18 protein-coding genes and 2 tRNA genes are annotated in these 20,823 nt (G+C 34.1%); 10 read left to right on the forward strand and 10 right to left on the reverse strand.

What is annotated here, in order from left to right:
* The first annotated feature begins 8 nt into the window (after nucleotides 1-8).
* Nucleotides 9-287: a hypothetical protein gene (locus tag AC5ZCW_RS05575; RefSeq protein ID WP_496118394.1), complete on the forward strand. Its 279-nt coding sequence runs from the start codon at nucleotides 9-11 to the stop codon at nucleotides 285-287.
* 119 nt (nucleotides 288-406) lie between these two features.
* A complete protein-coding gene (locus tag AC5ZCW_RS05580) occupies nucleotides 407-1,087 on the forward strand; it encodes a hypothetical protein (protein ID WP_343540555.1) in 681 nt (226 codons plus the stop codon).
* Nucleotides 1,088-1,676: 589 nt separating this feature from the next.
* On the opposite strand, the gene AC5ZCW_RS05585 is transcribed toward AC5ZCW_RS05580, so the two are convergent.
* The 3 genes from AC5ZCW_RS05585 to rseP form a co-directional block, all read right to left on the reverse strand.
* Nucleotides 1,677-1,750: transfer RNA gene (locus AC5ZCW_RS05585), tRNA-Asn, on the reverse strand.
* A 39-nt stretch (nucleotides 1,751-1,789) separates the two neighbouring features.
* Nucleotides 1,790-1,863: transfer RNA gene (locus AC5ZCW_RS05590), tRNA-Asn, on the reverse strand.
* An 83-nt stretch (nucleotides 1,864-1,946) separates the two neighbouring features.
* Nucleotides 1,947-3,290, reverse strand: coding sequence for an RIP metalloprotease RseP (gene rseP / locus AC5ZCW_RS05595; RefSeq protein ID WP_343589615.1), 1,344 nt, complete (start codon nucleotides 3,288-3,290; stop codon nucleotides 1,947-1,949).
* 200 nt (nucleotides 3,291-3,490) lie between these two features.
* Between rseP and AC5ZCW_RS05600 the strand changes: the two genes are divergently transcribed.
* The 7 genes from AC5ZCW_RS05600 (at nucleotide 3,491) to hflX (ending at nucleotide 14,298) form a co-directional block, all read left to right on the forward strand.
* Nucleotides 3,491-4,561: an NADH:flavin oxidoreductase/NADH oxidase gene (locus tag AC5ZCW_RS05600; RefSeq protein WP_496118396.1), complete on the forward strand. Its 1,071-nt coding sequence runs from the start codon at nucleotides 3,491-3,493 to the stop codon at nucleotides 4,559-4,561.
* 80 nt (nucleotides 4,562-4,641) lie between these two features.
* Complete coding sequence (locus AC5ZCW_RS05605) at nucleotides 4,642-5,685, forward strand: Gfo/Idh/MocA family oxidoreductase (RefSeq protein WP_496118398.1); 1,044 nt, start codon at nucleotides 4,642-4,644, stop codon at nucleotides 5,683-5,685.
* 611 nt (nucleotides 5,686-6,296) lie between these two features.
* Nucleotides 6,297-7,517, forward strand: a complete 1,221-nt coding sequence (locus tag AC5ZCW_RS05610) for an MFS transporter (protein ID WP_177211378.1) — start codon at nucleotides 6,297-6,299, stop codon at nucleotides 7,515-7,517.
* A gap of 216 nt (nucleotides 7,518-7,733) precedes the next feature.
* The gene (locus AC5ZCW_RS05615; protein WP_496118401.1) at nucleotides 7,734-10,553 is read left to right on the forward strand and encodes a carboxypeptidase-like regulatory domain-containing protein; all 2,820 of its coding nucleotides are present in this window, start codon (nucleotides 7,734-7,736) and stop codon (nucleotides 10,551-10,553) included.
* Nucleotides 10,554-10,570: 17 nt separating this feature from the next.
* A complete protein-coding gene (locus tag AC5ZCW_RS05620; RefSeq protein ID WP_496118403.1) occupies nucleotides 10,571-11,905 on the forward strand; it encodes a DUF5689 domain-containing protein in 1,335 nt (444 codons plus the stop codon).
* Between the two features lie 137 nt (nucleotides 11,906-12,042).
* Entirely contained in the window at nucleotides 12,043-12,900 is an 858-nt protein-coding gene (locus AC5ZCW_RS05625; protein WP_343540546.1) for a hypothetical protein, read from the forward strand.
* Nucleotides 12,901-13,065: 165 nt separating this feature from the next.
* Nucleotides 13,066-14,298, forward strand: coding sequence for a GTPase HflX (gene hflX, locus AC5ZCW_RS05630; RefSeq protein WP_343540544.1), 1,233 nt, complete (start codon nucleotides 13,066-13,068; stop codon nucleotides 14,296-14,298).
* A gap of 142 nt (nucleotides 14,299-14,440) precedes the next feature.
* Here hflX and AC5ZCW_RS05635 read toward each other — a convergent pair whose 3' ends face one another.
* The 7 genes from AC5ZCW_RS05635 to AC5ZCW_RS05665 form a co-directional block, all read right to left on the reverse strand.
* Nucleotides 14,441-15,391, reverse strand: a complete 951-nt coding sequence (locus AC5ZCW_RS05635; RefSeq protein WP_281634476.1) for a DUF3078 domain-containing protein — start codon at nucleotides 15,389-15,391, stop codon at nucleotides 14,441-14,443.
* Between the two features lie 78 nt (nucleotides 15,392-15,469).
* A complete protein-coding gene (locus tag AC5ZCW_RS05640; RefSeq protein WP_177211372.1) occupies nucleotides 15,470-15,979 on the reverse strand; it encodes a DUF2480 family protein in 510 nt (169 codons plus the stop codon).
* Between the two features lie 164 nt (nucleotides 15,980-16,143).
* Entirely contained in the window at nucleotides 16,144-16,467 is a 324-nt protein-coding gene (locus AC5ZCW_RS05645; protein ID WP_012023258.1) for an SUF system Fe-S cluster assembly protein, read from the reverse strand.
* Between the two features lie 83 nt (nucleotides 16,468-16,550).
* Entirely contained in the window at nucleotides 16,551-16,961 is a 411-nt protein-coding gene (locus AC5ZCW_RS05650) for a GxxExxY protein (protein WP_496118407.1), read from the reverse strand.
* Between the two features lie 181 nt (nucleotides 16,962-17,142).
* Nucleotides 17,143-17,568 (reverse strand): SufE family protein, encoded by a 426-nt coding sequence (locus tag AC5ZCW_RS05655; protein ID WP_281634477.1) that lies wholly within the window; start codon nucleotides 17,566-17,568, stop codon nucleotides 17,143-17,145.
* 2 nt (nucleotides 17,569-17,570) lie between these two features.
* Complete coding sequence (locus AC5ZCW_RS05660) at nucleotides 17,571-17,996, reverse strand: hypothetical protein (protein ID WP_496118409.1); 426 nt, start codon at nucleotides 17,994-17,996, stop codon at nucleotides 17,571-17,573.
* Between the two features lie 12 nt (nucleotides 17,997-18,008).
* Nucleotides 18,009-19,223 carry an aminotransferase class V-fold PLP-dependent enzyme gene (locus AC5ZCW_RS05665; RefSeq protein WP_343540538.1) on the reverse strand — a complete coding sequence of 405 codons (1,215 nt, stop codon included), beginning with the start codon at nucleotides 19,221-19,223 and terminating at the stop codon, nucleotides 18,009-18,011.
* 220 nt (nucleotides 19,224-19,443) lie between these two features.
* Here AC5ZCW_RS05665 and AC5ZCW_RS05670 point away from each other — a divergent pair, with 220 nt between their 5' ends.
* Complete coding sequence (locus AC5ZCW_RS05670) at nucleotides 19,444-20,793, forward strand: serine hydrolase domain-containing protein (protein WP_496118411.1); 1,350 nt, start codon at nucleotides 19,444-19,446, stop codon at nucleotides 20,791-20,793.
* Nucleotides 20,794-20,823: the final 30 nt, after the last annotated feature.

A 20,823-nucleotide genomic window follows, 5' to 3' on the forward strand; every position in this document is an offset into this window, starting at 1 on the left:
TAAACGCCATGAAAACAGAAAACGAAAACAATGCAAATCAAAACAAAATAATAGAATCGGTAGCGAGATTGGTATCAGATCTTTGTTTCGACGGAGAATATAAAAACCATACAGAATATTTAAACGAGATTTTTGAGCATCTTCTAGAAACAGAATCGGGAGACAGCCGTTCTTTACGAATTAAAATGTTAAGCTGTATTAGAACTAGTAAAATGCTGGCAAAAGCGCTGGAACCATTTTCAGACGAAGAGATACAAAAAGCCTGCGTTAAAATGATAAATGGATAAAAAGAAGTATTTTATCGGTTTTCTACGTAATTCATGGTTAGAACAAAAGCTAACTAAAAGAAAATCAGTAACTTTAGGCTGAGTTTTTTAATTGGGGCATCTAATTTTATTTAAAAATCATGAAAAAGTATGAAGCAATTTTATGTACACTTGCGTTCGTATTTTCTCTCGGCTGTTTTGCTCAGCGCACCAACCATGCCTCCGCTTCTCCAGCAACAGGAAAAACGACACTATTGACGGATAGTCTTTCTACGGGTGATTATGTCATACAATCTTATTATGTCGAAGAAAGAATAAATAAGCTTTTTGGAGGTAGAATTATTACCTACCAAGTTTCAAAGCTGGACATGGTCGATACTTACGATCTTGGGCCAAATAATACAAGAACGGTAATTCCGAATTACGTAAAAAGAAAACCTAAAGTAGCTCCAAATAAAATTGAAGCCAAAGCGCTTGTTGCAAGTTCGTCTGCTTCTCTAGAACCAGTTAAGGTAGAAGTTACGGCTCCTTCAACTATATCCTCAAAATTTGTAAGCGTTAATGTAGTTGACACCTACGAAAAAGTGATTGATAAAGGGTATAAATCTATCGATATGCTGAAAAAAGTGGCAGACCGCTTTTATTTTGAAGGCAATCTTAGTGCTGCGGCGGGCTATTATACGCAACTATTTGACGAAGCCAAAGATTTAGAGGTTATTTACTATTATAGATATGCTCAGTCCTTAAAAGCAATAAATGAAAATGAAAAAGCAAATACTTTAATGAAAAGGTTTAAGAGCGAAACTTTGACAATGAAATAAGGTTTTTTCTTTGTGTGTTTTTTTAACCGCAAAGAGCGCAAAGATTTAACGCAAAGTTCGCTAAGATTATTTTTTGAGTTAAATCTAAAGATTAAGTTCGCAAAGCTTTATGTTTATAAAGTTTTGCGAATTTTTTTGTTTTACCTACAGTTTGTCTTTCTTTATTATGTGAAGTTTTTTTTACCGCAGAGAGCGCTAAGGTTTTATGGAAAGTTTTTCTAACCGCAAAGAACGCTAAGGTTTACGTAAAGTTCGCAAAGGTTATTTTAATGTGGAGTTTAGCCAAAATCTAAAGATTAAGTTCGCAAAGTTTTATGTAGATAATGCTTTGCGAATTTTTTTGTTTTACCTACAGTTTGTCATCCTGAGGAACGAAGGATCACACTCGCGTATCGACAAAGATTGGCAGACTTTGCGATCTCTTTTATAGATTCCTATTAAGTCTCGGATAAAAAACTCTTAGAGCCCTCTGCGTTAAATCTTTGCGAACTTTGCGTAAAACCCTTGCGTTCTTTGCGGTTAAATAAGCAGTCCTATAATATTGGAATTTGGGCAAAAAAAAAGACCATCATTTCTGATAGTCTTTTTGCTCCCCCTCTTGGGCTCGAACCAAGGACCCTCTGATTAACAGTCAGATGCTCTAACCAACTGAGCTAAGGAGGAATCACCTTAAAAGGTTAATATGTTTGCTAAAAAAAGTTGCTCCCCCTCTTGGGCTCGAACCAAGGACCCTCTGATTAACAGTCAGATGCTCTAACCAACTGAGCTAAGGAGGAAAGTGTTGCTCTTTTTAGCGAGTGCAAATATAAAACTATTTTTAGTTTCTCAAAAACATTTTCACTCTTTTTTTGACTTTTTTTTACTTGCCTACAATGGCTTTGTAAATGTCGTTACCATTAGCAAATAGTAGTAGTGAAATAAGTAAAACAAAACCAACCATTTGCGCATTCTCTAGGAATTTATCGCTCGGTTTTTTGCCACTTACAATTTCATACAATAAAAACATTACGTGACCGCCATCAAGTGCCGGAATTGGCAATAAATTCATAACTCCAAGCATAATTGACAATAAAGCTGTGATTGACCAAAATACTTCCCAGCTCCAAGAACTTGGAAAAATGTTGTAAATCGCCGCAAAACCACCCACTTGTTTGTAAGCTTTTGTTTCTGGATTAAAAATCATTTTCAATTGTTTTCCGTAACCTACCAATTGATCTTTTCCTTTTTGAAGACCAACCGGAATAGATTCGAAGAAACCGTATTCTTTTTTACTTACTTTATAATAACCTAATTTTTCTAAAGAATCCATTCCTAAACCGCCAACAGCAACTCCAAGTTTCCCTGCATTAGATACTTTTACAGTAATAGGAGTTTCTTTTAAATCACGCAAAACAACAGCAGGAATAGATTTTCCTTTATTATTTTCCAAAATAGCTTTAGCTTCATCAAAATATTTAATTTTTTGTCCGTTCAGACTTACCACTAAATCTTTTGGTTTTAGAGCAGTATTCTCAGATTCTTCACTAATTTTGCCCACAACAAAAGGCATTCTAATGCCAATTAATAAGCCTTTTTCTGTTTTAGAAAGCTGATCAACAAAATCTGTTGGCATAGTAATCGTTTGCTGTTTTCCGTCTCTTTCGATCAAAACGTGTTTTGCCATGATCACATTCATGTTCATATCGCTGTCAAAGTTTTCTACCGCTTTTCCATCAATAGAAATAATTTTATCTCCAGTTTTAAAACCTGCTTTAAGCATTGCGGGATTTTCAATTGCAACACCGTCTTTTAAGTCAGAGTTTGCAATATAAGTATCTCCGTAAGCAAATGCCATTCCGATATAGATAATAAAAGCTAGAATAAAGTTTACGGTAACACCACCAAGCATAATAATTAAACGCTGCCAAGCTGGTTTAGAACGAAATTCCCAAGGCTGAGGCGGAAGCGCCATTTGCTCTTTATCCATACTTTCGTCAATCATTCCAGAAATTTTCACATAACCACCAAGAGGAAGCCATCCGATACCGTATTCTGTTTCTCCGATTTTCTTTTTGAAAAGTGAATATTTAACATCAAAAAATAAATAAAATTTTTCGACTCTAGTTTTAAACAATTTAGCAGGGATAAAATGCCCTAATTCATGAAGAATAATAAGTAAAGATAAACTCAATAGAAATTGAGAGAGTTTGATAACTATATCCATTTGTTGTTTTTAATTCGTATTTAACGCACAAAAGTAGCGTTTTCTATTTTAATATAAGAGTGCAAGATAGTGTTTAAGGTTTTAAATGTTTGTTAATTAATAAACATTTCGATTTCTCTTTTTAACAAGATGCCGTAACTTTACTTTTCGAACACTGCCTTACTAATTGGTAGTATAAACTCATTAAAAGTTACAAGTTTATGGCAACGAAATTATTTTCTCCTATTACTATAAAAAATATCACCTTAAAAAATAGAATTGCAATCTCGCCCATGTGCCAGTATTCTGCAGTTGACGGATTTGCAAACGATTGGCATCTGGTTCATTTAGGAAGCCGTGCCAGCGGTGGCGCCGGACTTATTATTCAGGAAGCAACAGCAGTTTCTCCCGAAGCCAGAATTTCTCCTGCCGATTTAGGAATCTGGAAGGACGAACATATTGAAAAACTAAAGCAGATTAACGCTTTTATAGTTTCTCAAAATTCGATTCCAGGAATTCAATTAGCGCATGCAGGAAGAAAAGCGAGTGTTTCAGCTCCGTGGCTTGGAAATAAAAAATTAGATTTCGCTCAAGGCGGATGGCAAACCGTGGCATCAAGTGCGATTCCGTATCATGACAATGAACCATTTCTTCCAGAGGCTTTAGACAAAAACGGAATCGAGAAAGTGATCTCGGATTTTAAAACAGCAACCAAAAGAGTAGTCGAAGCAGGGTATCAGGTTGTAGAAATCCATGCGGCTCATGGCTATTTATTGCATCAGTTTTTATCGCCTTTAACAAACATAAGAACAGATGAATATGGCGGAAGTTTTGAGAATAGAATCCGTTTTACGTTGGAAGTTGTAGAAGCGGTTCAGTCAGAATGGCCATCAGATTTGCCTTTGTTTGTTAGAATTTCGGCAACTGATTGGGCAGAAAACGGATGGAATCCAGAAGAATCTGTACAGCTTTCTAAAATATTAAAAGAAAAAGGAGTAGATTTAATCGATGTTTCGTCTGGCGGATTGGTTTCGCATCAGAAAATTACATTAGGGCCAGGTTATCAGGTTCCTTTTGCAGAAAAAGTGAAAAAAGAAGCGGGAATTTCAACAGGTGCAGTTGGTTTAATTACAGAAGCCAAACAAGCAGAAGAAATTTTAAATAGCGGTCAAGCCGACCTGATTTTATTTGCCAGAGAATCTTTAAGAAACCCGAATTTGCCTTTGGATTTTGCTAAAGAACTTAACGACGATATTCAATGGCCAAAACAATACGAAAGAGCTAAACTTTAAATATTTTTTTCCGCCACGAATTCACGAATTAAAAAAAAATAAATTCGTGAATTCGTGGCGAATAAACTAAAACAAAACCAATGCAAAAGATAAAGACAGCACTATTATCATACGGAATGTCGGGAAAAGTTTTCCATGCTCCGTTTTTAGATATTCATGAAGGATTTGAATTATTAGGTTCTTGGGAAAGAAGCAAAAAGCTAATTCAGGAAGATTATCCATACGTAAAAAGTTACGCATCTCTTGACGAACTTTTAGCCGACGATGTAGATTTAGTAATCGTAAATACGCCAGTTGGAACGCATTACGAATATGCTAAAAAAGTGCTTCTAGCAGGAAAACATGCCGTTGTAGAAAAAGCATTTACAACAACTGCTTCAGAAGCAAAAGAATTGGCAAAAATTGCAAAAGAAAAAGGTTTGAAATTGGCTGTTTTCCAAAACAGAAGATGGGACAGCGATTTTAAAACCGTTAAAAAAGTAATTGATGATGGCGTTTTAGGAGATTTGGTAGAAGCCGAATTTCATTTTGACCGATACAATCCGTTATTGAGCCCAAAAGCACATAAAGAAACCGCCAATGATGGTGCAGGAGTTCTAAAAGATTTAGGCCCGCATATCATAGATCAGGCAGTAAGTTTATTTGGCTGTCCAAAAGCAGTTTTTGGAGATATTCGAGTAACTAGAGAAAATTCAGTGGTAGACGACTGGATCGATTTAACTTTGTTTTATTCTAATTTCAGAGTTCGTCTAAAAGCAGGATTTTTTGTGAGAGAAGCCAATCCGGCATATACTCTTCACGGAAAAAAAGGCTCTTTCTTAAAGCCTCGAGGAGATGTTCAGGAAGATGAATTGAAAGTTGGTAAAAAGCCAAATCTAGATTCTTGGGGAACAGAAGATGAAAGCTTGCAAGGACTTTTGCACACCGAAATAAACGGTAAAATTGTACGAGAAAAAATCCCGACGCTTCAAGGTAATTATTTTAGTTTCTTCGATGGTGTTTACGACTCGATTGCAAACGATAAAAAAGAGCCTGTTACGGCAGATGAAGGTGTAAAAGTAATGCAGGTTATAGAAGCCGCAATTGCGAGTAATGCACAGCAAAAAGTAATAGGCATATCATAACACATTCCGTAGGAATGTCTCGTCGGTAGTAATGCAGGTTATAGAAGCCGCAATTGCGAGTAATGCACAGCAAAAGGTAATAGGCATATCATAACACATTCCGTAGGAATGTCTCATTGGTAGTAATGCAGGTTATAGAAACCGCAATTGCGAGTAATGCACAGCAAAAAGTAATAGGCATATCATAACACATTCCGTAGGAATGTTTCATTGGTAGAAAATAATAATATTCATCCGCATTTACGTTCCGTAGGAACGTTTGATTTTGCGCATTATTTTTTAATGATCTAATGTCTCAAACGTTCCTACGGAACGTAAAATATTGACAACGATATTTTTTTTTCTACCGATCAAATGTTCCTACGGAACAATGAAATATAAATAAAAAGGGATTATCTCAATTTTTGAGATAATCCCTTTTTATTTTCTAAAAAAAATCAAACAAATTATAATTCTAGTAAACCCGAAAAATCGTAATTTTAATAAGCTAAATTCAATTAAAAACCTTTGAATTTATAAACAATAACGTTGTATATTGTGGATAACCTAAGGCTTTATGCACTTTGACGAGCGTTTTTAGTATTTTTGACAACATTCCAATAAAATTCAATATGCTGATAAACATTAATCCATTATCGCTTTTTCAGACCAAAGCCAAAATCAAAAAAGTATTTAGAGAAGCCAAAGCGTCTTATTTAAATCGAATTCGTTTTGCTGTCGGAATGTTCTATTTCGGAATGGGTTTAAGTTTTGCCACTTGGGCAAGCAGAATTCCAGATATTAAAACCGCTTTGCATTTAACTGAAGGCGATTTGGGTTCAATACTTTTTGCACTTCCGGTAGGACAACTGATTATTATGCCTTTTTCGGGTAAAATGGTTACCAAATTTGGAAGCCATCGTATTCTAATTTTTTCTTTAATAATGTATGTTTTGTGCTTAATCAATTTAGGATTGGCGACAACATCTTTACAATTATCATTAGGATTATTTTTGTTTGGTGTGTTCGGAAATCTTGCCAATATTGCCGTAAACACACAAGGCGTTTATACCGAAGTTTTGTTTAAAAAAACAATTATGTCCTCTTTTCACGGAATGTGGAGTTTTGCAGGATTTACCGGTGCGCTGGTAGGTTTAGGAATGCTGGCTTTAAAATTAAGTCCGTTGCATCACTTTATTATTGTAGCCGGAATTGTTTTATTGATGGTCGCTTTTAATTTCAAATTTTTGGTTAGAGCCAAAGAAAAAAAGAAACCGAAAGAAGAAGGCAAAAAACTATTTGTAAAACCTGATACAGCTTTGCTTTGGCTTGGGGTTATCGGATTCTGTAGCATGGCCAGCGAAGGCGTTATGTTTGACTGGAGCGGGGTTTATTTTAAAGATATTGTAAAAGCACCTGGACCTTTGGTAGTTCTAGGTTATACTTCTTTTATGATTATGATGGCAAGCGGAAGATTTCTAGGCGACGGATTAATCAATAAATTTGGACGCGAACGCGTTATGCAGATTAGCGGTGTTATGATTTCGGCTGGACTTTTTACAGCTGTTTTTCTTCCTTATATTATTCCATGTACCATAGCCTTTATGTTTGTAGGTTTGGGCGTTGCCACAATTGTACCAACTGTTTATAGTATTGCAGGTAAAAACCCGACCGTTCCTGCGGGAGAAGCTTTAACTATTGTTTCGAGTGTAAGCTTCCTTGGTTTCTTAATGGGACCTCCAGTAATTGGGCACATTGCTCAAAGTTTCGGGCTTCAGTTTTCTTTTGCCTTTATCGGAATTTTTGGTGTTCTAATCGCTTTTATGGTTTCTAAAATTAGAACAGAACAATAATAATTGACCTTTGTAAAAATGCCTTATTTTGACCACTCTTTCATTATATCAAAATAAATTTGAAAGAATTTACTCATAATTAAATATTTTATTTATTTTTGAATTTCAAACTCCAAGCACTGAGATTTGAAATTTTCTTTTTTCCAAAAACCAATTTTATCTTTTGAATTAAGGATTCTAATCCTAGAATATATTCAAAGTTAATAATAGGTTTTAATGGTAAAAAAATATGCATTCTTCTTTATTTTATGGTTCTTTAATTTTGCTTTTTCGCAGAAAGAAATAACAGTAACAGGAATTGTTATTGATGCCCGAACACAGAATCCATTGGAAAGTGTAGTGGTGACAATACAGAATACGGCTGTAATGCAGCTTACGTCAAAAACAGGGAAATTTGAACTTCATATATTTCCCAAAAAAGAGCAGTTACTTTTACTCAGAAGTCAGGGATACAAAGATTTTCTTTTAAAAGTTCAGTCTAATTTAGAGCAGAATATCAATCTAGGCATTTTACAATTAGAAGATACTTATTCAGATGAAGTACCAGCAGCATTGATTACACTCTCGGATAATGATTTTTCAGATGATAACAGTTCGTCTGAAATGACATCCGGACTTTTGCAATCGTCAAGAGATGCTTTTATGCAGGCCTCGGCATTCAATTGGGGGCAGGCTCGGTTTCGTATGCGTGGTTTAGACAGCGAAAATGCAATCACGATGCTTAACGGAATGCCAATGAATAAAATCTACGATGGCAGACCACAATGGGGAAATTGGGGAGGTTTAAACAATGTGCTTCGAAATCAGGAATTCTCGGTCGGAACAGCAGCTTCCAATTATACATTTGGCGGAATTTTAGGCACACAACAGATTTTTACTCGAGCTTCTTTGTATAGAAAAGGAACATCACTAACGTTTTCGGGAAGTAATACCACTTATTTATGGCGGGCAATCGGAACATATGCTTCGGGAATGAGTGCTTCTGGTTGGGCTTTTGTGGTTTCGGCAGGAAAACGCTGGGCAGATGAAGGCTATTTTGAAGGTACAAATTTTGACGCAGCGTCATTTTTTCTTAGTGTCGAAAAGAAACTAAACAGCAGAAATTCAATCAATTTTACAGGGTTTTATACGCCTAATTTTCGAGGGAAGAATTCTTCTAATACAGCTGAGGTTACCGATTTAATGGGCGAAAAATACAATTCGTACTGGGGATTTCAGAATGGTGAAAAGAGAAATGCAAGAGTGAAAAATGTAGAAGAGCCACTCTTTATCCTGAATCATTATTTTAAAATTGATGATAAAACCAATCTGAATTCTGCAATTATGTATCAATTTGGAAAAGTCGGAAACAGCAATATTGATTACCAAAATGCAGACAGTCCAGATCCTGTTTATTACAGGAAAATGCCAAGTTATTTTAGTTCGCTTTATGCTAAAGATCGTGGAGAATTTTCAGGTGAATTTACTCCAGATTATGAAAATGTAGAAAAAAACAAAATAGCTTTTTTGGAACATCCACAAATCAATTGGGACGAAATGTATTTTGCTAATCAAAAAATAGAACAGAATGGTTATGAGCCGGCTAAAAGTCATTATGTGCTTTATGAAGACAGAACAGATGATCAGACATTAGCCGTAAACTCAAATCTGAATACACAGATAACTCCTAATATTTCTTTTGATGGCGGATTTACTTTTAAGAAATTAAAATCGCATAATTTTCAGTATTTATTAGATCTTCTTGGCGGAGCATACTTCGAAGATATCGATTCGTTTTACAAAGGAAGCCTATCTCAATCTGACTTACAGCATCCAGATCGTCAAGTTGTAAAAGGAGATATTTACGGATATAACTATAATTTACTGGCCAATACTTTAGATGTTTTTGCACAATTTAAATTTAGTTATAACAAAACAGAATTCTTCTTGGCACAATCGTATTCTATGTCAGATTATCAAAGAGAAGGATTATATCAAAACGGATTATATCCAACAAATTCGTTAGGTAAAAGTGAGAAAGTAAATTTTGAGAATTTTGGTTTCAAAGGAGGTTTCACCTATAAAATATCAGGAAGACAATTGTTGTTTTTTAATGCGGCACATTTTACTAGAGCACCTTCGCTTCGAAATACATTTTCAAATTCACGTTTAAATAATACTGTCGTTGACGGAATCGAAAGTGAAAATATTAGCAGCGCTGAGGTTAATTACGTATACCGATTGGCGAAGCTTAAATTGCGTTTAACTGCTTATTATGCTGCCATTAAAAATACTTCGAAAACTTCATATTTCTATGCCGAAGGAATTTTTGATAACGGTTCTGGGTATGATGCTACAAATGCATTTGTAAGTCAGACCCTAACCAATTTGGATAAGAAAAATACTGGAGCAGAATTGAGTTTTGAGTATCAGGTTTGGCCAACTTTAAAAACAACTTTATCTGCAGCATTTGGAAATTACATTTATAATAGTAATCCGAATGTGATGATTACAAACGATGCCAATAGAGCAAAGGATGGGGCGCAAACCACTTTTGATTTTGGATCCGCTTATTTAAAGAACTATAAACAGCCAGGAACTCCACAGCAAGCCTATTCATTTGGATTGGAATATCGCAATCCGAAGTTTTGGTGGATTGGGGGGAATATTAATTATTTGGCAGAAAGTTATATAGATGTTTCTCCAATTTCGAGAACATCTCAATTTTACATCAATCCAACCAATGGTTTTCCTTTTCCTGAAGCAACTTCAGAAAGAGGGAATGAACTATTAAAACAAGAAAAATTTAAGCCTATTACATTGCTGAATTTAAGTGGAGGTAAATCTTGGCGTATGCATAAAATGTATGTGGGACTTTTTGCCAGTGTAAATAATGTCTTGGATTTAATATATAAAACAGGTGGTTTCGAACAGGCAAGAAATGCCAATTTTAGAGCGCTAAATCAAGATGCTTCAAGCGGAACACCATCTTTTGGTCCGAGATATTATTATGGCTATGGCCGAACTTATTTTCTAAATCTCACAATCGGGTTATAAACTGAAAGCTATTTCTCATGAAAAAATTAATTTTATTTTTTGTATTATTCTTAATCAGTTGCAGTAAAGATGTTGAAACTCCAGAATTAACCTGCACTCAACCCAACCTTACGGTAAATAAAAGCGTAGAAAAAGTCTATGAACTTTCGGGTACAACAGCGAAGCAATATTTGTACGATGATATTATAGAAGCTTATGTAGTTTCAAGTGATGAGGGAGGCAATTTTTTTAAAACGATTTCATTGCAGACAAGAGAAACTGATGGAATCCCTGCGATTGGTTTTAGTGTTCCAGTTGGTGCAACAAATACTTACATTGATTATCGTTTGGGAAATAAAGTGTTTGTAAAACTTAAAAACCAATTTACAGATTTATATTATGGAGGATTAAGGATAGGAAGTTTGTATGTAAGCAATGCCGGTGATCCAACAATTGGAAGAATTTCGCAAAATGACTACAAAAATGTATTAAACGCTTCATGTACAAATATTGATGAGAATCAGTTGGTTAAATCACTTTCTGTAGAAGAGGCGCTTTCAGATTCTAAGTTAAATACTTTGATAGAGTTAAATGATGTAGAGTTTACTGAAGCAGCATTAGGACGCCATTATTTTGAAGAATCCAATAATGTTGGTGGTTCGACGAACTGGTATTTGAGAGATAAAACAGGAAATCAGATTATTTTTAGAACCAGCAGTTATGCAAAATTTGCAGATCATGCTGTGCCAGAAGGAAGCGGAAAAGTCAAAGGAATTCTAACAAAATTTGGGACGGATTATCAATTTATGGTTCGTTACGAAAGTGATATTATAATGAACGGAAAAAGAAATACCCCATTTTTTGCAGAAGATTTTCAATCGGTTAAAAACAATGTCAATTTTGTGCTTCCAGGTTGGAGTAATATTGTTGAGAAAGCAACAAAGCTATGGAAAAGCATCGTCTATGGAGGAAATGGATATGCCGAATTTAATACTACAAGTACAACCGCAGCCGAGAATGTGGCTTGGCTTGTTTCTCCTAAAATAAATCTAACAGGGTATAAAAACGCAGTGCTTTCGTTTAGAAGTGCGCAACACGATTTAAAAATCGATTCTCCGCTAAATACACTCGAAGTTTACATTTCAACCAATTTTGATGGTGCAAGCGTGACCAAAGCGAAATGGACAAAATTGCAAGCAAAAGTTCCAACGCTTTCAACACCTTCTCGTGAGTTTATCAGTTCTGGAGGAATTGATCTTTCTTCCTATTCTGGAAATATAAATATTGCTTTTAAATACATCGGCTCAGGAAAAGACAAAACATTAAATGGTGCTTTTATGGTTGATGACATTAAGATATTTGGGGAGAAATAAAAAATAATTTAAAAGAACGGAAATAAACTATTGATTTTTAAGGTGTTATTGAAAAGTTTGTAGTTTTTGTATTTCAAATTGTTAAAATCTAATTGAATTTCGTACTTTGGTCATCCCAAATCAAATACAAATACCACATGAAAACCTACTTTATTGCCATCTTAATGATGGTGTTTCCTTTCTTGATGCACAGTCAAGACAACGTTAGACTAAAGCAGATTAACATTGTAAAAACAAATTACCAAAACTCTAAAGACGGCGAAATTGTTAACAAAACAATGGCCTTTAAAGATGGTAAACTTCAAACGATTACCACTTCAGATGTCGTACAGCATTTCTACTATAACAAAAATGGCTTGCTGGATATGTCGGTAAAAGATAAAGTGGGAAGCGACTGGAAAGAAGTAATAAATTATACTTATGACGCTGATAACAACATTACCAAATTTGTAAAAAAATATCAGGAAGGGCCTAATTATATTACAAAAGTAGTATCATTTGTATACGAAGGAGCGAGGGTAAAAGTAACAACGAAAAAGAGCACTAATCATCAGAATTTAGTAGATGATATTGAATATCTTGTTGAAAACGGAATTATTGTAAGACGTACTTCTCGTGATAGAAACAAGGCAATTATTGGAAAATTAGAATATGTTTATGTAAACGATAACGTGTCAAGACACAAAGGTTTGGTTGGAGACAAAATCTCAAAATCATATACTTACGATGATAAAAAATCGGTTGATCAGTTAATCGTTCAAAATCTTTTTGGAGATAATTACAAAGTAATTGTTCCGATGATTTCGTATCATGAAGAAGAATTTGAGTTTGAATCGATTTCTTATAATAATGAAATGAATTTTAGTCCATCCTCAACAGCTTTAGTTGCGGTGAGCAGAAAATACAAATACAATAAATTAAATTACCCAATTTCTTGCTCTCAAATAGAGGAAAACGGAATTGTGAAAACGGAAAAAACTTTTATTTACGAATAAAAGTTTTAAACTTAGACCATTTATTGATTAAGTGGAACCTTGTTGAGTTTATCTTGACAGGTTCCATTTTTTTTTGGAGTCTATTCTCTTAATATAAATGTAAAAACAAAATTGTATAATTGATTGTAGCAGACAAATGATTAAATTTGCACCTTATTCAAGACTATGTTAGAAAAAGAAGTTATAAATTTTGAGAGAACAGTAATTGTAGGTATCGTTACTCAGAATCAAAGTGAAGAAAAGCTAAATGAATATTTAGACGAATTGGAGTTTTTAACTTTTACCGCAGGAGGTGAAGTTATAAAACGCTTTTCGCAGAAAATGGAACGTCCTAACCCTAAGACTTTCGTAGGGACGGGAAAAATTGATGACATCAATCTTTTTGTAAAAGAAAACAAAATATCGACTGTAATTTTTGATGATGAACTAACGCCATCACAGCAAAAAAATATCTCAAGAATTATTGACTGCAAAATTCTAGACAGAACCAACTTAATTCTAGACATTTTTGCGCAGAGAGCCGAAACTTCATACGCTAGAACGCAGGTAGAATTGGCGCAATGCCAATATTTGCTTCCGAGACTTTCTGGTTTATGGACACACCTTGAGCGTCAAAAAGGAGGTATTGGTATGCGTGGACCTGGAGAAACAGAGATTGAAACCGATAGACGTATTGTGCGTGACCGAATTTCATTATTGAAAGATAAAATCAAAACGATCGACAAGCAAATGAGCATTCAACGAAGCAATCGAGGTGCAATGGTTCGAGTTGCTTTGGTTGGATATACCAATGTTGGGAAATCGACTTTGATGAATGCAATTGGTAAAAGCGATGTTTTTGTAGAGAATAAATTGTTTGCAACTTTAGATACAACAGTTAGAAAAGTGGTGATTAAAAACCTTCCTTTTTTACTTTCTGATACGGTTGGATTTATTCGAAAACTGCCAACACAATTGGTAGATTCGTTTAAAAGTACACTAGATGAGGTTCGTGAAGCCGATTTATTGTTGCATGTTGTAGATATTTCTCATCCAGATTTTGAAGATCATATCGAATCTGTAAACAAGACTTTGCAGGAAATAAAAAGCAACGATAAACCAACGATTATGGTTTTTAATAAAATCGATGCTTACAAACATCTTACTATCGACGAAGATGATTTGATTACTGAAAGAACGAGAAGACACTGGACGCTTGATGAATGGAAACAAACTTGGATGAGCAACGTTGGTCAAGATAAAGCACTGTTTATTTCGGCTAGAAACAAAGAAAATTTCGAAGAATTCAGAGAAACAGTTTATGAAGCTGTTCGCCAGATTCATATAACACGTTTTCCTTATAATAATTTCTTGTATCCTGACTATAAGGATGCAATTGAAAAAGATGACGAAGAATAAAATGAAGAAAAGCTTTTGATAAATTCAAAAGCTTTTTTGTTTTGCCACAGATTAAGGGATTATTTAGATTGAAAAATCCTTTTAAATCTTTTAATCTGTGGCATTAATAATTTTATATGCCGGAATCTAGTACGATGGATAATTAAAATCCAAAATTAACTCCTAAGCCAAATACTTCTCTTGTTTGAAGTCCTGCAAATGCATTATCATCATAAATAGCCTGAAACGATAAATTAGCAGATAAAAACTTGTTGATTTTCATTATAATATTTAGCGAATAATTGATATCGACATTTTGAGGATCTTCCAAATAATTTGAATAAAGATTAAGCGTGTTTTCGGCAGTCACGTTTGTCATGATTGCTAATTTGTAATAAACAGAAGCATAAAAACCAAGCTCGTAACGGATACTTTTGCCTTCGTCAACACCAAAATAACTGCCATCTACATATGGTAGTCCAGTAAATCTATCAATTCCAGTTGTATAAGCACTGTCTACAAAAGTAAATTTTGAAGTTAGCGGTGCAAAATTTATTTTAAGATTGTCATCTTTTGTCCAGTAAATACCAGGACCTGTGGTAAGATATCCAGGAGACATAAATTTGGTTTGTTCAGTCCTGATTTGCTTTCCATTGTCATCTTGACCATAAATATAACCGGTTGAAAATTGTGTTCTAAAATTTAGGAAGTAGGAGTAGTACCATTCTCCAAAAGCTTTTTTTCCAACTATGGAATTGAACTCTAAGCGGTCATCTGTTTTTTTTGTGAAGTCATCGTTTTTAGTTTGAAGAAGACCGTACGATGCTAAAATTTTGTTGTCCCAAGTTAAGCCATCTTTTTTGTAATTGAAATCGTAATTGATTCCTAATGTTCCAGAAAAGCTATCTTCACCTCCTGCAATCCAATTGTTAAAACTCGATTGATTCAGTAAAAGCGAAACAGTTCCTTTTGTTTTCCAGCCTTCGCCTTCGATAGTATCATTAATTTTTTTTACTGCCTTTTCAGTATTCTGAATTAACTCTTTTTCTGAATTTTGGGCTTGTACAAACGTGAAGTTTACTAAAATGAAAAGTAATAGAGTTAGCTTTCTCATGGTTTTTAGTTTAGAGTGTATAATCAAATATACTAAAAACCAATGGAAAGTTAAAGATTACTATACTGTTAATGCAGGTTATTTCTTAGATTCTTTGTATAATGGCACTGCAGAACATGCTTCGCCGTACATAATACTGCGGGCAAATGGCTGTAAATAGTTTGTAGCTAAAATATACGCACGCATAGGAACGGGTTTTCTAGAACAGCCTTTTACAATTACGGGTTTGTTTTGGTAAACAGAATAATCAATTTTGCTTAAAATTTCTTCATAAAGGCTTGCGTCAAGATCTTCAATAGTTCCGTTGACTACTTTTTTTGCAAAAGGCGCTAAATGAACGCTAACCAAAATTAATGCCCAAGCGGGAATTATAGCATCTGTACTACAGTGTACAGCAACATATTGATCCTGATATTGCGACCAATCGTGATTTTTAAGATGCTCTCTAAAGTCTTTTTCTTTCAATAAAAATCCTTCCAAAAGCCATTGCGAAATGTCAATTTGCACACGCATTCCTTTTGGATAATAATCCTCAAGATCAAAAACTTCTAAAGCACTATTGGCAACTTTATTGATGATTTCTTCCATTCTTTGTAGTCTTAAAGTCGAAGGTCAAAAGTCATAAAGTCTTTTACTTTCGACTTTATGACTTCCGGCATTATAACTAATTGTTTTTTAGGTATTAAAGTCAAATATCAAAAATTATAAAGTCCTTGACTTTTAGACTTTCGACTTTTGACTTTACGACTAAATTAAAGCATTCCTAATTCTAACTTCGCTTCTTCGCTCATTAAATCTTTGCTCCAAGGTGGATCAAAAGTGATTTCTACGTCTACATCTTTAATGTTTTCGATTGTTTTTACTTTTTCTTCAACTTCTCTTGGTAAGCTTTCTGCAACTGGACAGTTTGGAGATGTAAGTGTCATCAGGATTTTTACTTCGTAATCTGTATTTACCATTACGTCATAAATTAATCCTAATTCGTAAATATCTACAGGAATCTCTGGATCGTAAATTCCTTTTAAAACTCTTACGATTGATTCTCCTAATTCGTTTGTGTCTATTTCTTGTTCCATTTTGTTATTTTTTCCACCATATAAGTCATATAAGTTCATTTAAAACTAAACTTAAAAATTAATGATGATGTTTGTTTTTATGTTTAATCTTCTAACCAACGATATAACTCGTTAATATATGTTTTTTGTCCTTCGTGATAGATATTTGTCACATTGAAGTTTATCATTAAACCTATTGGTGACTTTAAAAGTTTCATATAAGACATCAGTTTTGCAACATGAACAGGTACAATTTGATCAACAGATTTTAATTCAAGAACTAAACAATTTTCGATGAATAGATCACATCTTAGATTTGACTCTAGTTCTAAACCTTTATATTCAATAGGAATTACCAATTCGGATTTAAAATTGATTCCTCTTAATGATAATTCTTTGATCATGCATTGATGATAAATACTTTCTAAAAGTCCTGCTCCAATACTTTTATGAACTTCAATTGCGGCTCCATTAACCTGATAAATTAAATCAGTCAAATATTTCTTTGTAATCATTGCTTTTTTAGCAATTATAAGAAATAAAAAAGAAAGATAAAACTTACTTTATTTGTTTTTTGCTATATAAGAAATGTAAGTTCATTCAAATGTTTTGCATAAATTTCTTACATTTTACTGTATGAATAATTTAAGCTCAAAACTTAAATTTTCTTATATCACTTATATGGTTAATTAAAATTTAATTTTTGTTTTTAGCATCAAAAGCCAAAGCGTACATTTTGATGTTTTTTATCATCGAAACCAATCCGTTAGCACGTGTTGCAGATAAATGTTCTTTTAAGCCAATTTCGTCTATAAAATCAGTATCAGCTTCTAAGATATCTTTTGCTTTTTGATTGGAGAAAGCACGAATTAAAATCGCAATAATTCCCTTAGTCAAAATAGCATCACTATCTGCCGTAAAAACAATTTTATCATCTTGCTGTTCACCTTGCAGCCAAACTTTAGACTGACAGCCTTTGATTAAATTATCATCGGTTTTGTATTCTTCTTTAATTAACGGAAGACTTTTTCCTAGTTCGATGATGTACTCATAACGCTGCATCCAATCATCAAACATTGAAAATTCGTCTATTATTTCGTTTTGTATTTCTTTTATCGTCATAATTATTCTTTAGAAAAATCAACTAATAAATTAACTAGTTTTTCGATTTCTTTTGGCGGAAAGCCATTGTCAAAACCTGCTGTTTCATATGTTTTTCCGTCTTTAGTTATTTTTAAATTTCCGATAGCGGCGCCATCATAAGTGCGTTTGTCTGTCGGTGCTTTTAAGGTAGAAAGATTGTCTAAATTAACTTTTGAATATGCTGAAACAATCTCGTTCCATTTTGCATCATTAATATTGCTTTTAACAGCTTCAGCATTACGTTCCTTAACAACCGATACCGTTTTGTTTTGTACTGTTATTACTTTATAATAACCTCTAGAAAGCGCAGAGTATTCAATTTGAGTCGATTTCATATCGGCTTTTTTTTGACTGCAGCATCCCGTAGCAATAAAAAGTGTCAGGAGCAATAATGATACTATTCGCATATAATTTGTTTTTTAGCTTAACATGGTTTGTGCTTTTTTAACAGCATCAACCATGGCATCAATTTCTTCTTTTGTATTGTAAAATGAGAAAGAAGCACGAATCGTTCCCGGAATACAGAAGAAATTCATAATTGGTTGGGCACAGTGGTGTCCTGTTCTAACCGCGATTCCTAATTTATCTATAATAGAACCAACATCATACGGGTGAATTCCGTCAATATTAAACGAAATTACAGATGCTTTATTTTTGGTATTTCCGTAAATTCGGATGCCTTCAATTTCGTTAAGACGTTTTGTAGCGTGTTCTAACAATTCATTTTCATATTCATGAATTTTATCAAAACCGATCTCGTTTAAATAATCAATAGCAGTTCCTAAAACAATTCCGCCAGCGATATTTGGTGTTCCTGCTTCAAATTTATGAGGAAGATCGGCATAAGTTGTTTTTTCGAAAGTAACTTCTTTGATCATTTCGCCACCACCTTGATATGGAGGAAGTTTGTTTAGCCAAGCTTCTTTTCCATAAAGAATTCCAGTTCCCGTTGGGCCGCACATTTTATGTCCTGAAAAAGCATAAAAATCGCAATCTAATTCCTGAACATCTGGTTTTAAATGCGGAACTGCTTGAGCACCGTCAATTAAAACTGCAGCGCCAACTGAATGTGCTTTATCAATAATATATTTGATTGGATTTATCACACCCAATGCGTTTGAAATATGATTTACAGTAACGATTTTCGTTTTATCTGAAAGCAGTTTATCAAATTCCTCAATGATTAATTCTCCATTGTCATTGATTGGAATAACTTTTAAAACAGCACCTGTTTTTTCGCATAACATTTGCCAAGGCACAATGTTACTGTGATGTTCTAATGAAGAAACAACTACTTCGTCACCAGGTTTTAAAATTGAAGCAAATCCGTTTGCAACTAAATTAATTCCGTGCGTTGTTCCCGAAGTAAAAAGCACTTCATGAGCATGTTTTGCATTGATGTGATCTTTTACTTTTCCACGAGAAATCTCGTAAGCATCAGTTGCTAACTGGCTTAAAGTGTGAACGCCACGATGAATATTGGCGTTGATTTCCTGATAATATTTTACTTCAGCATCAATTACAACTTGTGGTTTTTGCGAAGTAGCTCCGTTGTCGAAATATACTAATGGCTTTCCGTTTACAGTTTGAGAAAGTATCGGGAAATCAGCTCTTATTTTTTGAATATCTAGCATGTCTTATTTAGAAAAAATCTATTTACAAAAGTACTAAAACTAAATTTGTTTATACATTAATTCTATAATTTCCTTTTATGGCGCCATTGTTACAAGGTGCAAATGCTGATTCCTTAAAAATCAATTCAATTTCCTGCATTATTCCAATCAGATTTGTTATTTGAGTTCTAAAATCGTGAACATAAATTATTTATATTGCAATAAAAATAACTAACATATCATGAAAAAATTTCTCAAAGTACTTTTACTTGTTGTGGTTCTTGCTTTTTTGTATTTCGGATTTACAACGTATCCGAAACTTGATTTGATTTCCGGTTTTTCTGCCAAAAGTGTCGCTTCTGGACATTTTATAGATAATCGCCCATTGGATTTAATTCAGAAAACCGACAATGATATCGATATGATTGATTTGGCGAAAAACTCCATTGATGATGCAGGAAAATATGCTATTTCATCTGTTTATGGCTTGAAAGAAAGAAAAGCGATTTATAGAGAAGGTTTAGGTGCTTTATTAATTAATGATGAGTACGATATTTCGAAACCTTATTTGCTTCCGAAAAGAACAAAATTGGTAAATAATCTCCCTTTTCCATATGGGAATAATGAACCGAAAGATACCGCTTTCGCGAATGTGGATTACGCAAAATTGAAAAAAGCAATTGATGATTCTTTTGATAAAGATGGAGGAAAGGCAAAACGCACGCGTGCTGTTGTAGTTCTATATAAAGACAAATTAATTGGCGAAAAATACGATACGGGATTCAATAAAGACAGTAAAATTTTAGGCTGGTCGATGACAAAAAGTATCACAAGTTCGGCTTTTGGAGTTTTGGCTAAACAAGGAAAAATTGACATTAATAAACCAGCGCCTATCAAAGAATGGCAGAATGACGAACGCAAAAATATTACGATTAACGATTTGCTTCACATGAATTCCGGTTTAGAATGGGAAGAAAACTATAGTACAATCTGCGACGCGACACAAATGCTTTTTCAGTCTGCAGATATGGGGAAAGTGCAAATGGACAAACCTGCGAAATATAAACCAAACACGCATTGGTACTATTCATCAGGAACGACAAACTTATTATCGAGAATTTTAAGAAGCCAATTTAAAACCCAACAAGAATATCTTGATTTTTGGTATAGCGCTGTAATCGACAAAATCGGAATGAACTCGATGATTGTTGAGCAGGATATGTCAGGAACTTTTGTAGGTTCATCTTACGGATGGGCAACACCAAGAGACTGGTCAAAATTTGGATTATTGTATCTGAATAAAGGAAACTGGAACGGCGAACAAATCCTTGACGAAAGCTGGGTAAAATACACAGCAACTCCAACCAATACTTCTGAGGGGAAATATGGAGCGCAATTTTGGCTAAACGCTGGAGGGAAATTTCCAGATGTTCCTCGTGATATGTTTTATTGCAGTGGTTACCAAGGTCAAATGGTAGCGATTATTCCGTCTTTGGATATGGTAATTGTTAGAATGGGAGTGAAGGAAGAAGAACCTGGATTTGATTTTAATGGTTTTCTGAAAGATGTCATTTCTTCAGTAAAAAAATAAAATTTAACCGCAAAGACGCCAAGTAAAAAC

It is taken from the genome of Flavobacterium sp. PLA-DH12, from assembly GCF_059511845.1.